Origin of the sequence: Agathobacter ruminis (genome assembly GCF_002735305.1) — a bacterium.
Classification (GTDB): domain Bacteria; phylum Bacillota; class Clostridia; order Lachnospirales; family Lachnospiraceae; genus Roseburia; species Roseburia ruminis.
Genome location: NZ_PDYG01000074.1, coordinates 1 through 12,201 on the forward strand (window position 1 = coordinate 1; position 12,201 = coordinate 12,201).

Here is a 12,201-nt window from a genome sequence, read left to right on the forward strand (position 1 = left end):
GTTTACATGTCTGAGGGTGGGGATCCTATGCAGGACCTACCCTCGTGAATAATTCAGGTTAATGGAAGCAAAAAAGCAAATTTGGGGAGTGGGAGAGAACATGGGAACAGAGGAAAGTAAAAAAATCTGGGAGGAGAACGCACAATTTTGGGATAATGCAATGGGTGACGAATCTAATGAATTTCACAGAGAGGTAGTGCGTCCCAAAGTAACGGAACTTCTATCTCCTAATCCTGCGGATTACATTTTGGATATTGCGTGTGGCAATGGAAATTATTCTTCGTATCTTGCACAAAGAGGCGCTTCGGTTGTCGCTTTTGATTACAGCAAAAAAATGATAGAATTGGCTAAAAGACGGCTGCATATAATCAGGAGACACGGGCTGTAGAGCAGCATGAAGTTTATAACGGCGAGATTGGCTTGGTGCTGATGCATCCGTTTGATTCAAAGAACAAGCGGTATAATTTTATTAGTACGATTGAAAGATTCCAGGTTGCATTCTCAAATAAGAATCGGCAGAAATTACGATATAACTATGGTCGTGAGTATGGGAGGAATGATAAAGGCTGGTATCTTCCGGAACAGAAAGTGCAGGAAAATCTGGAACTGGCATATGCTATCAGTGTTCACAAGTCTCAGGGCTCAGAGTTTGATTATGTGTATATTGTGATCCCGAAAAGAGATAGTCACCTGTTATCGATGGAACTGCTATATACTGCAATTACCAGAGCACAAAAGAAGGTTACGATTCTCTTGCAGGAAGATATAGGTACCTTGACTGCACTGGGACATCTTGAAAAGTCTGCGGTCAGAAGAATCAACTCATCGGTGTTTGCGTTTAATCCGCTTCCTGAAGAATTGCTATATATTCAGAACTGGTATGCTGATGAGAAGAAGCTGGCTACTTTGTCGGAATACTTTGTGAGATCAAAGTCTGAAGTTATCATTGCCAATATGCTTGTGTCAGAAGAAGTGCCGTTTGTTTATGAGGAACCGCTGTATGCGCCGGACGGTACGATGTTCCTGCCTGATTTTACAGTGAAATTCCGAGGCGAAACATATTACTGGGAGCATGTTGGAAGACTTGATCTCCCGGATTATCGCGCACACTGGGAAATCAAAGAAAAGTGGTATGAGAAGAACTTTCCTGGCAAACTGTTGATAACATATGAAGGGAAAGACTTATCAACAGCAGCTATGGATATCATAAAAGGACATAAATAGATGAGAAGAAGTGATTATGAAGTATTACGGCTTCAAACTAATAACATGGCATTAGTTTGGAAGGAATCAAGAGGAATTGCACCAGATAGTGTTGCTGATAAACTTGATGATGCTATGTTGAAATGGATGTCTGAACTTACAGATACATTGAAAATATGGATCGATAAAGGATCTACTATGACAGATGGTGAATTGATATTAGCTCGTACAAATATGGGAGCTTTAGTAGAATCCTGGCTTAAATTCTTTTACTGCGTGTTCTACGAAGACTATATGAAGAACCCTCTGACGAAAAAGAACAAAAAAGGAAAAATTATTACTGTTGAACCTAATAATATGAAATTCGATGATCTGAAGAACTTCAGTAAAGGAATCCTTTGGAACGATGATAAGGATCCATTATACGTATGGGTAGATAAGATTCAGCATTATCGAAATGCGGTACATGCATTTAATTACAGAGACATAGGCACGGCTGAAGAATTCGTGTCTGACATGGAGGAGTTTTATAAATTTGTGAACCACATATTAGATCATCTTCCACCAATAGAAGATTTTTTGCCATGTTATCCGGCAGGATATGTAACGAATATATATTTTGATTAGTTGTATAGCGGCTCTACGGTGATAAACCGGGAGCCACTATTTTCAAGTTAATCTTTTTTATAAAAACTGGTCTCGTAGCCGTCGGCGCGGAGAAGGATGTCCGGCATCCAGTCCGGAGATCTGCCCATCTGCTTGCAAATCACATTCAGGTCAACATCAGGACTGCATTCGATGATCAGCTCATCATGAACGTGACCGACGATGAAGAAGTGCCGGAGAGTCTTCATGGCGTAACAGAGGATGTCACGGCTGACGGCCTGAACGATGTTCTCCACGAACTTCGGACCGTAGGATTCGATGCGTTCCCATTTCTTCGTGGATCCTACTCCTTCATAAGTGACGGACTCTCCGCCATACTGGTTTTCTCCGATGCGGGGCTTCACGTAGGAGAGAAGGCGGCCTGAGGGGAGCTTGATGAAGAGCATGCCGCTCTTATAAAAGAAACGGATCCCGCGCACTTCAGTCTGGATGCGTTGCGTGATAGTGGTTTTGACGGCGCGGTCGATGTCCCACCAGAAGGCGGTGATCATAGGGTTGGAGTTTCGCCAGGAGTTGACCAGTGGCTGCAGTTCTTCTTCGGACAGTCCCATTTCAAGAGCACCCATAGATTTCAGTGCACCGACAGATCCACCATATCCGAGAGCCAATTCTGCGATTTTTCCCTTCTGTCTCAGGTGACCGTTGATCCCGTGCTTTTCGACCGGTACGCTGAACATCTGACTGGCAGAGGCACAGTAGATATCTTTTCCTTCTGCAAATACCTTGGAACGCCAGGTTTCACCGGCAAGGTAGGCCAGCACTCTGGCTTCGATGGCAGAGAAGTCACTGACTATGAACTTGTATCCGGGACGGGGCACGAAGGCCGTCCGGATCAGCTGTGAGAGCGTGTCCGGGATATCATCATAGAGCAGCTGCAGGGTATCATAATCGCCAGCTTTCACAATGGCTCTGGCATCCGCAAGATCCGACATGTGGTTTTGCGGAAGGTTCTGCAGCTGGATTAGTCTGCCTGCCCATCTGCCGGAGCGGCTGGCTCCGTAGAACTGGAACATGCCATGAGCTCTGCCGTCTTTGCAGACAGCATTCTGCATGGCCTGATACTTCTTAACAGATGATTTTGCAAGCTGCAGGCGGAGTCGGAGGGCTTCTTCTACTTGGCCGTCAGTATCATCGATCAGCTTTGCCACATCCTTCTTTCCGAGGGATTCTGCTTCTATACCGTTTTCGGAGAGCCAGGCTTTCATCTGCATCACGCTGTTCGGGTTCTCTACACCGGTGATATCCTGCATGGTTTCGAAGAGGGCAGTCTTTGAGCGTTCATCAAAGGTGATGGCGTTCTCCACCACATCCATATCCAGGGCGATACCTCTGTCGTTGATCTCCTGATCGAGATGATATTCATCCCAGATGAAGTTCGGGACAGGGTATTTCGACAGGCGCTTCTGTATCGCCATCTCGACTTCCACATCGCGCTGATTGTATTTCTTAAAGAGTTCCCATTTCTCAGGATCATGCTCCGGAAGATTCCGGGTGCGACCGCCGTTTGCCTTGGTTGGTTTACAGGGAGTACAGAAGTAGCGGATCAGATCTTTACCTTCTTTCAGCTTCTGATCCTGAAGTTTTAATACTGCTCCGACACCTTCCAAAGAGAGCGGAAGTCCCATATACGCTGACCAGATCATGGAACATTTCCACGAGGCCGGATTGAGATACTGACCGGCGGGATCTTCCGGGATGCTGTATCCGGTAAAGTATTCCGGGTGATGTTTCTTCAACCAATTGGAGAGACAGACGCGTTCAAAGGAAGCGTTGAAAGCCCACTTGGTTACATTCTCATCAGATAATGCTGCAAGGATTTCATCGGGAATGGAGTCGCCGCAGGCAAGGTCATACACCACGACGGGTCCACCATCCACTGAGACTCCGAAGAGCAGTACCTCAAATTCATCAGACTCAGCGTACTTGTATGCACCGCATTTGGTGATATTTACGTCGCTGTAAGTCTCTAAGTCGATTGACATTTCTTTCATCTCATTGTCCTTTCTATGAAAAGGGAAGCGGCAGAACATGCCTGCCGCCTCCCTGGTGCTTATCGCTTATCTTCAAGGAGCTTCTTGTAACGGAGCTCAGTCTCCTTGTAATCAAGCTCATCCTTTGCCTTCTTACGTTCGTATTCTTCCTTGTCCTGTTGCTTGATCTGAAGCATGAAGCGGATCGCGAAGATCAGTCCGATCAGGAAGGTCAGGATAAGAGCGCATCCGAAGATGTTACCGATAAGAGTTACTACACTGTTTGCAAATTCCATGATATTTACCTCATTCTTTCTTTAGATTGTCGCAGGCAGCGGCGGTATTGCCGCCACCTGCTTTGGTTGTCTGTTAGTCGAGGAAATCATCCTCATCGTCTGCCGTTGCAAAGTCATCCTCAGCTCTGGACTTGCCTCCGAGAGGTTCACCATCGCGGATCTTCTGAAGGTTATTCAGACCGCAGGCGATACCCTTGTTGCCGTTGCTGTTGAAGGCGTACAGGTTGATGCTGGCTCTGCCGTAAACGCCGGAATAGACTTCGGAGCGTTCAAGAATCGGCTGTCTGTCCGCATCCACGATGCCGGGCGCTGTTGCGCTGTTGGCGTTAATGAAGTATGCGTTCTTGTAAGCCTCATCATCCGGTCTCTCCAGATCACCGTCACGGAGGGGAGTCTTGATGGCGGAGAGGGCAGGAACGGACTTGCCGTTGCCCTTCAGCTTGCTCTGACCTTCCTCATAAGCTGCCTGGATGGCTGCGTTGATCTTTGCGACCGTAGCGGTATCGGACTTCGGAATGATGAGCGATACGCTGTACTTCGGTGCGCCGCCGTTGATGCTCTTTGGATCCCAGACATTCGCATAGCTCCATCTGGTGTTTACGCCTGTGATTACCTTTGTCGGAATTGTTACTTTGTTTGCCATGATTTTTTCCTCCTTATTCTTCACTGAAATCATCTTTGGCTGTGTTCATTGCCGGTCGTTTATCTGATTCCGGCACAAGTGCTGGTTTGCCCTGTGGCTTTGTGATATAGCCGGTCAGGAGTTCGTTGAACTTCTTCTTGCCGAGAAGAGAAGTCATTGCTGTGATTCCCAGAAGCTTCTTTTCGTAGGGATCGAAGCCTGCTTCAGCCACGACGGCTGCAACTGCATTCTCATCTGTGAACTTGCGGTTCGATTTTCCTTCCACGACTTTGAAGCCGGGGTACTCTGTGCCGCTGAGTGCCTGCTGGAGTGCGTATTCTTTGATGTCATTTGCCCAGGCTACCAGATCATCGATCCGGGGAAGGATGGCTGCTATTTCTGCATCATCCAGGTTGGGCGGCATATCAAAGTCATACTGCGCGAGTTCCAGATTATGTTCGGCACGCTTACGGCAGGTTGCTTTTGCTTTGCAGAACTGGCAGTGATCTCCGGCGTTGTATTCGCCTTCGCCGTTGTATGCGAGCTCTGCGGTAGGCTTTAGGATTTCTTCTGCCCATTTCATAAGGTCAGTCTTGCTGATCTCGTAGGTACTGATGTTGTCTCTGCGGGGCTGGAAGATTGTAAGACGGATGGTCTGTATGTCGTAGATTCCGTCAAAGGTATCCAATGCTCCCAAGGCGTAGCACATCATCTGAGGGTTTTCTGTGGCATCCACCAGGATACCAAGACCGTATTTGAAATCGATGATATGCAATACATCATCTGCCACGATCACGCAGTCGCCAGTTCCGAAGCCTTCCGGTACCCACTTTGAGAAGTCCAGCTTTTCCTCTATGAGGATCAGCGGATCGGAACAGTGCTGCTTTGCGTCGTTTACCTGTTCCATAACATAGGAAGCGTATTCATCGGTGCAGTCAGCCATTTCCGCATCAAAGTAGGTAAGGTTCTCAGTTGGATCGTTGGGATCTCTTCCGAGAAGCTTCTCAACCTTGTATTCACAGAGGGCATGTGCATCTGTGCCCTGCTGGGCGTATGGACTTCCGCTGTCGTTGATGCCAGCACATAATTTTGCGCTAGGCGGGCAGGCAAGCCATCTGTGGCTTGCGGAGGCGGAGAGGTATGCGTGCTTAGGCATCTGTCAGACCTTCCACCTCTGCTACAAGAGCGGCATAGTCTTTTGCATCCACATCAGTAAGGCTGCCTCCGTTGCCGTACTTCTGAACGATCGCTTTGACATCAGCTTTGAATCTGCCGTCTGCTTCGTTTGCCTTCTTTGCCAGGATGCCTCTGACCTCTTCCTTGGAATACTGTTTTTCAGCAGGTGATTCCGCAGGAGCAGCATCCTGTTTCCTTGTCTTCTTCTCAGGCTTTGCCGGGGCAATTTCTTCGGTTCCGGAATAGAATTCCTTCAAAGCTCTGCCGGTCTCAGCCAATGTTTCTCCGCAACTGATCAGGTTGTCGATCATGGCGGAGAGCTCACTCATTTTGCTCATTGTCTTTACCTCCGTTTTCTGTATTCTGTTTTCTCAGGTTGGCTGCCAGTCTCTTGGCTACGACGCTTATGGCGATGAGAGTATCTATAAGCTCTTCGTCGATAGCGGTATCCTGCTGGCTGTTATCAGTGGATTCTTTCTGCATCTGCAGCACCTTCCTTTCCGAATGGCTTTGTTGCCTTTCTATCTTCCTAAGCGGGTTTGGAAATGGTTTTTCCGGTCGGAGGGAAATATTTTTTGAAAAAGATTGCCGATGGCGTGTCGCTATAAAAAGGAAGCGATTCGTCACCGGCATTTTTTATGAAAGAAATATGTAGGCTGACCGGAAAATTCATGCTGCAGGGCGCTTAGGAAGTTAGGAGGACTCTATGTCCTTACTTTTTAAGAAAAGAGGTTTGAAGTATGCAGATAACCATGTTTACAGCAGACTGCACCGGGCAGGCCGCTAACTGCAGCTATCCGAACCGGAGGATGGTGACCACGCCGGAGGAAATGCAGGAAGCGGTCCGGTTCGATCATGTCTGCGCTGAGTACAAAGGGAATTATCGAAGCATCGGAAACTTTGCCAGGTCGGATGTGGTGGTGATGGATATTGATAATGACCACACTGAGGATCCGGCAGAGTGGATCACACCGGAAAAGCTGGATCAGATGCTGCCGGATATTTCCTATGTAATTGCCTTCAGCCGTAACCACATGAAGGTGAAGGACGGCAAAGCAGCAAGACCGAAGTTCCATGTGTATTTCCAGATTACAGAGACATCGGATGCAGGCTGGTACGCAGCGCTTAAGAAAGGAATCAAGAAACGCTTTGATTTCTTCGATGGAAATGCGTTGGATGCTGCAAGGTTCATATTCGGATCGGATGCCGGTGAGGTGGTCTGGCATGAAGGCTGGATGACCATCGATGAAGAAGTCGAACCGGACTATGAAGAAACGGAAAGCAAAGATCCTGGTGTCAGTTCAGGACCAATCCTGGAAGGCAGCAGAAATAATACAATGAGCCGCTTTGCGGGAAGAGTTCTGAAGAAGTACGGAGTGACAGACAGAGCAAGGGAGGCGTTTGAACTTCACGCGAGAAGATGTGATCCGCCGCTTCCGGAGGATGAGCTGAATACGATCTGGAACAGTGCAGTGAAGTTCTACAAAAACACGGTCTGCACACAGCCGGGATATGTAGAGCCGGATGAGTATAATTCGGAATTCGACTCCCTGAAGCCAGAGGACTTTTCCGACATGGGAGAGGCAAAGGCCTTGATCAAGGAATACCGTGATGAACTTCTGTATACAGATGCAACACAGTTCTTAAGTTATGACGGCATGTGCTGGAGAGAGAACCGGCAGAAGGCTGTTGGAGCAGTCGAGGAATTCCTGGATATGCAGCTGGTGGAGTCGGGAGATCAGTTTGAGACTGCGGTGGCACATATGCTGGCCGTGGATCCGTCATTGGATGAGATTACGGTTCGGAAGGGTGGAAGAGCTCTGGAGAAATTGATCACGCCACAGAACGCGGAAGCCTTCGGTGAGCTACAGACTGCACGAGCCTATTACGGGTTCGTTATGAAGTATCGGAACTATAAGCATATCGCGGATACGCAGAACACAGCGAAGCCGATGGTGGCAACGGACATCAACCTGTTCGATGCTCAGGAAGATTACCTGAATACACCCGGTGGTACCTATGATCTGGCAAAAGGCTTAAACGGGATGATGCCGCATAAAGCGACGGATCTTCTCACCAAGATAACGAATTGTGCTCCAGGCGATGAAGGCAGGCAGCTCTGGGAGGATGCGCTGCAGCTGTTCTTCTGCGGTGATCAGGATCTGATCGATTATGTGCAGATGACGGTAGGTATGGCAGCGGTCGGGAAGGTTTATGTGGAGGCTCTCATCATTGCCTATGGTGAAGGCCGCAATGGTAAGTCTACCTTCTGGAATACGATATCCAGAGTCCTAGGGACATATTCTGGTGCGATGTCGGCAGATTCCCTTACAGCGAATTGCAGAAGGAACGTGAAGCCTGAGATTGCGGAGCTTAAGGGAAAACGCCTCATTATCGCAGCAGAGCTGGAAGAGGGAACAAGGCTTTCCACTTCTATATTGAAGCAGCTGTGTTCTACGGATCAGATCAGAGGTGAGAAGAAATTCAAGGATCCATTCGATTTTACTCCGTCACATACTGCGGTGCTCTACACGAACCATCTGCCGAAGGTCAGTGCATCCGATGACGGTACCTGGAGAAGACTGATCGTGATTCCGTTCCATGCAAAGATTGAGGGTTCGTCGGATATCAAGAATTACGCCGACTACCTTTTCAACAATGCAGGTCCGGCGGTTATGAGCTGGATTATCGAAGGTGCCAAAAAGGTTATCGAGCGTGAGTTCAAGATCGAGCCGCCGAAGGTGGTGGCGAACGCTATTGCTGAGTATCGCGGCATGAATGATTGGCTCAGTCATTTCCTGGAGGATTGCTGTGTGACCGGCGATGGCCTGGAGCAGAAGTCCGGTGATCTTTATCAGGAGTACAGGGCATATTGCCTCCGTACTGGTGAGTATGCACGCAACAATGCGGACTTCATTGCTGAGATTGAGAAGCGTGGTTTTATGCGTAAGAAGAAAAAGTCCGGTATGTGGGTGCAGGGATTGCAGCTCAAAGACACGGACTTCGCGGATTAATGTGAACTGGTGCAGGACGGAAACGGAGTTTATCTCTGTTTTCATCTTGCACTTCGGTAAACAGGTGCAGGGTATGCAGGATGTTTACATTAATACGCGTACAGGGAAAAACTTGAAAAAATTTCCTGTAGAGGGGGTTATACAGCGTCATGCACCCCCTGCACCCAAATTTTGATGGAGGTATAGCGATGAGCTTTTACAGATGGATATTAAAGAAGCACATAAACACAATGGCACCGGTGGGCGACCTTGCGAGAGATATGAAAGAAGACAGCGAATTTCCACGTGACGGAGGGAAAAAGAAAATCCGTCAGTATCTGGAAGCCTGTCACGCCTGCAGCGGATGCATGGACGCATTTGATGAAGCGTGGGCTGAGTATGCGAGAGAAAGAAGTTGAGAAAAAGCTGGTGCTGGCGGTCAAGTCCAGAGGCGGCATCTGCCCGAAGTGGGTGTCGCCGGGATTTGACGGAATGCCTGATCGGATCGTGCTTCTTCCGGGAAGACATTTTGGACTTGTGGAGGTCAAGGCTCCGGGCGAACGTCCAAGGCCTCTGCAGGTTTCACGGCATCGGCTTCTGATGAGATTAGGATTCCGGGTTTATGTACTTGATGATCCGGAGCAGATTGGAGGAATACTGGATGAAATACAATCCACATGATTATCAGATATATGCGATCAACTTCATAAAGGAACATCCCATAGCGGCAATCTTGTTGGACATGGGTATGGGCAAGACCAGCATTGTACTGGCGGCGCTTAATGAGTTGATGTTTGACAGCTTTGAGGTGACAAAGGTGCTGATTATCGCACCACTTCGAGTGGCGAAGCATACCTGGTCTGCAGAAATACAGAAATGGGATCAGCTGCGTGGGCTTCGGTACTCCATAGCAGTTGGCACTGCAGCAGAGAGGATGAAAGCGCTTCAGGCGGATGCGGACATTTACATTATCAACAGAGAGAATGTTCCCTGGCTGATCGAGAAGAGCGGGCTGCCGTTTGACTACGATATGGTGGTGATCGATGAGCTGTCATCCTTTAAGAACTGGCAGGCGAAGAGGTTCAAGGCACTGATGCAGGTTAGACCAAGGGTGAAAAGAATTGTCGGTTTGACTGGAACGCCTTCCAGCAACGGACTCATGGATCTCTTTGCTGAATACAAGGTCTTGGATAAGGGAGAGAGACTGGGAAGGTTCATCAGCCAGTACAGGGCCGAGTACTTTGTGCCGGATCAGACGAACGGTCCGATTGTTTACAGCTACAGGCTCAGGAAGGGTGCCGATAAGAGGATTTATGACAGGATCTCCGATATCACGATTTCCATGAAGGGAACCGATCACCTGAAGATGCCGGAACTGATCAACTCTGAATATCCGGTATATCTGGATGCGGATGAGCGTGAGAAGTATGAGGCGATGGCCAGTGACCTGGTGATCAATCTTCCGGGCGGTGAAGTAACAGCTGCCAATGCAGCGACGCTTTCCGGGAAGCTGACACAGATGGCGAACGGTGCTGTCTATTCCGATGCCGGCGGTATCGAGTTCATTCACGATAAGAAGCTGGATGCTTTGGAGGATATCATCGAAGCGGCAAACGGCAAGAGCATTCTTGTTGCGTACTGGTTCAAGCATGACCTGACAAGAATTGTTGAGAGGCTTGATGCCCTGGGTGTTGTTTACGGAAAGCTTGATTCAGATCAGAGCATTGAGGATTGGAATGCAGGAAGACTGGAAGTAGGGCTTATTCATCCGGCTTCTGCAGGACATGGTTTGAATCTTCAGAGCGGCGGCAATACGTTGGTGTGGTTCGGTATGATCTGGAGTCTGGAACTGTATCAGCAGACGATAGCTAGACTTTGGAGACAGGGACAGGAATCCGGAACGGTCGTGGTGCAGCATATTATTACGGCAGACACAATTGATGAGAGGATATTGAAGGCGCTGTCGCATAAAGGCGATACACAGTCCAGACTGATTGATGCCGTAAAAGCTGAGGTGAGTGCCTATGGCAGGAAGTAAGAATCTGGCTGAAGATCCATATGAACGATTGGCGAATGCCATTGTCCTGCAGGCGGTGGCCGATTACAGGGTGGCGCTGAAGAAGATCAAGGCTCATCCGAAAAATAGAGAGGCAATCAGCGAAGCCTTGGAGATTGAGAAGTTCTTCCGTTCCGGCTGGTACAGTCAGCTGACAGACGTGGACGGGGAGTATCTGATCCGGAGGCTTCAGGACGAAATAAGACAATCAGAGTCAATCCGAGGGAAGAAAAATAAATCCAATCGGAGGTAGCTTATGAACAAGCATCAGGTAGCAGCTAAGAAATATTTGTCGCAGGCCTTTGGACTGAACCAGCGTATCGAGAGCAAGCTGGGGCAGATTGAAGAACTTCATGATCTGGCAACCAAAGCGACCGTGACATATTCGGATATGCCGAGGAATCCGAACAAGGGACATTCCCGTTTGGAAGATGCGGTGATAAAGATTATCGAACTTGAAAACGAGATCAATAAGGATATGGTGGAGCTGGTTGAACTGAAGAAGGATATTATCCGCAGGATCAAAGCTGTGGAGAGTACAGAGCTTCAGACAGTATTGGAGCTCAGGTACCTGTCGTATATGAGATGGGAAGAGATTGCCATTGAACTAGGATACGGCATCGATAATGTTTTCCGACTTCACAGGAATGCCCTGGACGAAATCAAGATTCCGAAAACAATACAGTAAAATCAAGTTCGATACAGTAAGCCTATGTGATATTGTTAAAATGGCAAAAGGCTAAGATGAAGGAGCCGTTACGGACACAGAATCCGTGGCGGCTTTTTCTGTGGGAAAGAAGGTGGACAGATGCCAAGCAAACCAAAGAAGCCTTGTGCTTATCCGGGCTGTCCGAACCTTACAGATGGTCGTTACTGTCCGGAGCATCAGCAGAAGGTCAACAGTAATTATGAGAAGTACGGCAGAGATAAAGCCACGAAGAAAAGATATGGTCGTGCATGGAAGAGGATCCGTGACAAGTATGCTGCGGAGCATCCCTTCTGTGAGCTGTGTTTTGCCCGTGGAATTATCGTGCCCACTGAAGAGATACATCATAAGAAGCCTTTGAGTGAAGGTGGCACGCACGATCGTAGTAATCTGATCGCGCTGTGCAAGTCGTGTCACTCAACCATACACGCGAAGAGAGGGGACTATTGGGGGAACCATCGCGGGTAGGGGCGGGTGAAATCTCTACAGATGCGGCTCCCAGGGAACGGCGCG

General features: G+C 48.4%; 15 protein-coding genes and 1 pseudogene. 10 read left to right on the top strand and 6 right to left on the bottom strand.

The genetic code is table 11. The features are described from left to right. Positions 1–61 precede the first annotated feature (61 nt). The 3 genes and pseudogenes from CSX02_RS08880 to CSX02_RS08890 form a co-directional block, all read left to right on the top strand. Positions 62–358: pseudogene (locus CSX02_RS08880) on the top strand (class I SAM-dependent methyltransferase); the annotation flags it as partial. A gap of 71 nt (positions 359–429) precedes the next feature. Then, positions 430–1,224: an ATP-binding domain-containing protein gene (locus CSX02_RS08885; RefSeq protein WP_242970464.1), complete on the top strand. Its 795-nt coding sequence runs from the start codon at positions 430–432 to the stop codon at positions 1,222–1,224. A gap of 45 nt (positions 1,225–1,269) precedes the next feature. Then, a complete protein-coding gene (locus CSX02_RS08890) occupies positions 1,270–1,830 on the top strand; it encodes a hypothetical protein (protein WP_189281462.1) in 561 nt (186 codons plus the stop codon). A 47-nt stretch (positions 1,831–1,877) separates the two neighbouring features. On the opposite strand, the gene CSX02_RS08895 is transcribed toward CSX02_RS08890, so the two are convergent. The 6 genes from CSX02_RS08895 to CSX02_RS13780 form a co-directional block, all read right to left on the bottom strand. Continuing rightward, positions 1,878–3,860, bottom strand: coding sequence for a DNA polymerase (locus CSX02_RS08895; protein WP_099386522.1), 1,983 nt, complete (start codon positions 3,858–3,860; stop codon positions 1,878–1,880). A 59-nt stretch (positions 3,861–3,919) separates the two neighbouring features. Next, entirely contained in the window at positions 3,920–4,135 is a 216-nt protein-coding gene (locus CSX02_RS08900) for a hypothetical protein (protein WP_099386411.1), read from the bottom strand. A gap of 73 nt (positions 4,136–4,208) precedes the next feature. Next, the gene (locus tag CSX02_RS08905) at positions 4,209–4,778 is read right to left on the bottom strand and encodes a DUF2815 family protein (RefSeq protein ID WP_099386412.1); all 570 of its coding nucleotides are present in this window, start codon (positions 4,776–4,778) and stop codon (positions 4,209–4,211) included. Positions 4,779–4,791: 13 nt separating this feature from the next. Then, complete coding sequence (locus CSX02_RS08910) at positions 4,792–5,913, bottom strand: DUF2800 domain-containing protein (protein ID WP_099386413.1); 1,122 nt, start codon at positions 5,911–5,913, stop codon at positions 4,792–4,794. Continuing rightward, a complete protein-coding gene (locus CSX02_RS08915; protein ID WP_099386414.1) occupies positions 5,906–6,271 on the bottom strand; it encodes a hypothetical protein in 366 nt (121 codons plus the stop codon). Before CSX02_RS08915 ends, CSX02_RS08910 begins: the two co-directional genes overlap by 8 nt. Next, positions 6,255–6,566 (bottom strand): hypothetical protein, encoded by a 312-nt coding sequence (locus CSX02_RS13780; RefSeq protein WP_207653776.1) that lies wholly within the window; start codon positions 6,564–6,566, stop codon positions 6,255–6,257. Before CSX02_RS13780 ends, CSX02_RS08915 begins: the two co-directional genes overlap by 17 nt. Positions 6,567–6,673: 107 nt before the next feature. On the opposite strand from CSX02_RS13780, the gene CSX02_RS08920 reads away from it, so the two are divergent. The 7 genes from CSX02_RS08920 (at position 6,674) to CSX02_RS08950 (ending at position 12,156) form a co-directional block, all read left to right on the top strand. Next, positions 6,674–8,947 (top strand): phage/plasmid primase, P4 family, encoded by a 2,274-nt coding sequence (locus CSX02_RS08920; RefSeq protein WP_099386415.1) that lies wholly within the window; start codon positions 6,674–6,676, stop codon positions 8,945–8,947. 188 nt (positions 8,948–9,135) lie between these two features. Further along, a complete protein-coding gene (locus tag CSX02_RS08925; protein ID WP_099386416.1) occupies positions 9,136–9,345 on the top strand; it encodes a sterile alpha motif-like domain-containing protein in 210 nt (69 codons plus the stop codon). Then, on the top strand, positions 9,326–9,607 hold the full coding sequence (locus CSX02_RS08930; protein ID WP_099386417.1) for a VRR-NUC domain-containing protein: 282 nt from the start codon (positions 9,326–9,328) through the stop codon (positions 9,605–9,607). The genes CSX02_RS08925 and CSX02_RS08930 overlap by 20 nt, the downstream gene beginning before the upstream one ends. Beyond that, a complete protein-coding gene (locus tag CSX02_RS08935; RefSeq protein WP_099386418.1) occupies positions 9,588–10,964 on the top strand; it encodes a DEAD/DEAH box helicase in 1,377 nt (458 codons plus the stop codon). The genes CSX02_RS08930 and CSX02_RS08935 overlap by 20 nt, the downstream gene beginning before the upstream one ends. Further along, positions 10,951–11,235 (top strand): hypothetical protein, encoded by a 285-nt coding sequence (locus tag CSX02_RS08940; RefSeq protein WP_099386419.1) that lies wholly within the window; start codon positions 10,951–10,953, stop codon positions 11,233–11,235. Before CSX02_RS08935 ends, CSX02_RS08940 begins: the two co-directional genes overlap by 14 nt. A 3-nt stretch (positions 11,236–11,238) precedes the next feature. Beyond that, entirely contained in the window at positions 11,239–11,670 is a 432-nt protein-coding gene (locus tag CSX02_RS08945) for a DUF1492 domain-containing protein (protein WP_099386420.1), read from the top strand. Between the two features lie 120 nt (positions 11,671–11,790). Beyond that, positions 11,791–12,156, top strand: a complete 366-nt coding sequence (locus CSX02_RS08950) for an HNH endonuclease (RefSeq protein WP_099386421.1) — start codon at positions 11,791–11,793, stop codon at positions 12,154–12,156. Positions 12,157–12,201: the final 45 nt, after the last annotated feature.

What these genes read in the sequence shown, in the direction of transcription:
- CSX02_RS08920 (WP_099386415.1), top strand. Translation starts at nt 6,674, where the DNA reads ATGCAGATAACCATGTTTACAGCAGACTGCACCGGGCAGGCCGCTAAC.
- CSX02_RS08890 (WP_189281462.1), top strand. Translation starts at nt 1,270, where the DNA reads ATGGCATTAGTTTGGAAGGAATCAAGAGGAATTGCACCAGATAGTGTT.
- CSX02_RS08915 (WP_099386414.1), bottom strand. Translation starts at nt 6,271, where the DNA reads ATGAGCAAAATGAGTGAGCTCTCCGCCATGATCGACAACCTGATCAGT.
- CSX02_RS08935 (WP_099386418.1), top strand. Translation starts at nt 9,588, where the DNA reads ATGAAATACAATCCACATGATTATCAGATATATGCGATCAACTTCATA.
- CSX02_RS08910 (WP_099386413.1), bottom strand. Translation starts at nt 5,913, where the DNA reads ATGCCTAAGCACGCATACCTCTCCGCCTCCGCAAGCCACAGATGGCTT.
- CSX02_RS08925 (WP_099386416.1), top strand. Translation starts at nt 9,136, where the DNA reads ATGAGCTTTTACAGATGGATATTAAAGAAGCACATAAACACAATGGCA.
- CSX02_RS08950 (WP_099386421.1), top strand. Translation starts at nt 11,791, where the DNA reads ATGCCAAGCAAACCAAAGAAGCCTTGTGCTTATCCGGGCTGTCCGAAC.
- CSX02_RS08940 (WP_099386419.1), top strand. Translation starts at nt 10,951, where the DNA reads ATGGCAGGAAGTAAGAATCTGGCTGAAGATCCATATGAACGATTGGCG.
- CSX02_RS08945 (WP_099386420.1), top strand. Translation starts at nt 11,239, where the DNA reads ATGAACAAGCATCAGGTAGCAGCTAAGAAATATTTGTCGCAGGCCTTT.
- CSX02_RS08930 (WP_099386417.1), top strand. Translation starts at nt 9,326, where the DNA reads ATGCGAGAGAAAGAAGTTGAGAAAAAGCTGGTGCTGGCGGTCAAGTCC.
- CSX02_RS13780 (WP_207653776.1), bottom strand. Translation starts at nt 6,566, where the DNA reads ATGCCGGTGACGAATCGCTTCCTTTTTATAGCGACACGCCATCGGCAA.
- CSX02_RS08900 (WP_099386411.1), bottom strand. Translation starts at nt 4,135, where the DNA reads ATGGAATTTGCAAACAGTGTAGTAACTCTTATCGGTAACATCTTCGGA.
- CSX02_RS08895 (WP_099386522.1), bottom strand. Translation starts at nt 3,860, where the DNA reads ATGAAAGAAATGTCAATCGACTTAGAGACTTACAGCGACGTAAATATC.
- CSX02_RS08885 (WP_242970464.1), top strand. Translation starts at nt 430, where the DNA reads ATGCATCCGTTTGATTCAAAGAACAAGCGGTATAATTTTATTAGTACG.
- CSX02_RS08905 (WP_099386412.1), bottom strand. Translation starts at nt 4,778, where the DNA reads ATGGCAAACAAAGTAACAATTCCGACAAAGGTAATCACAGGCGTAAAC.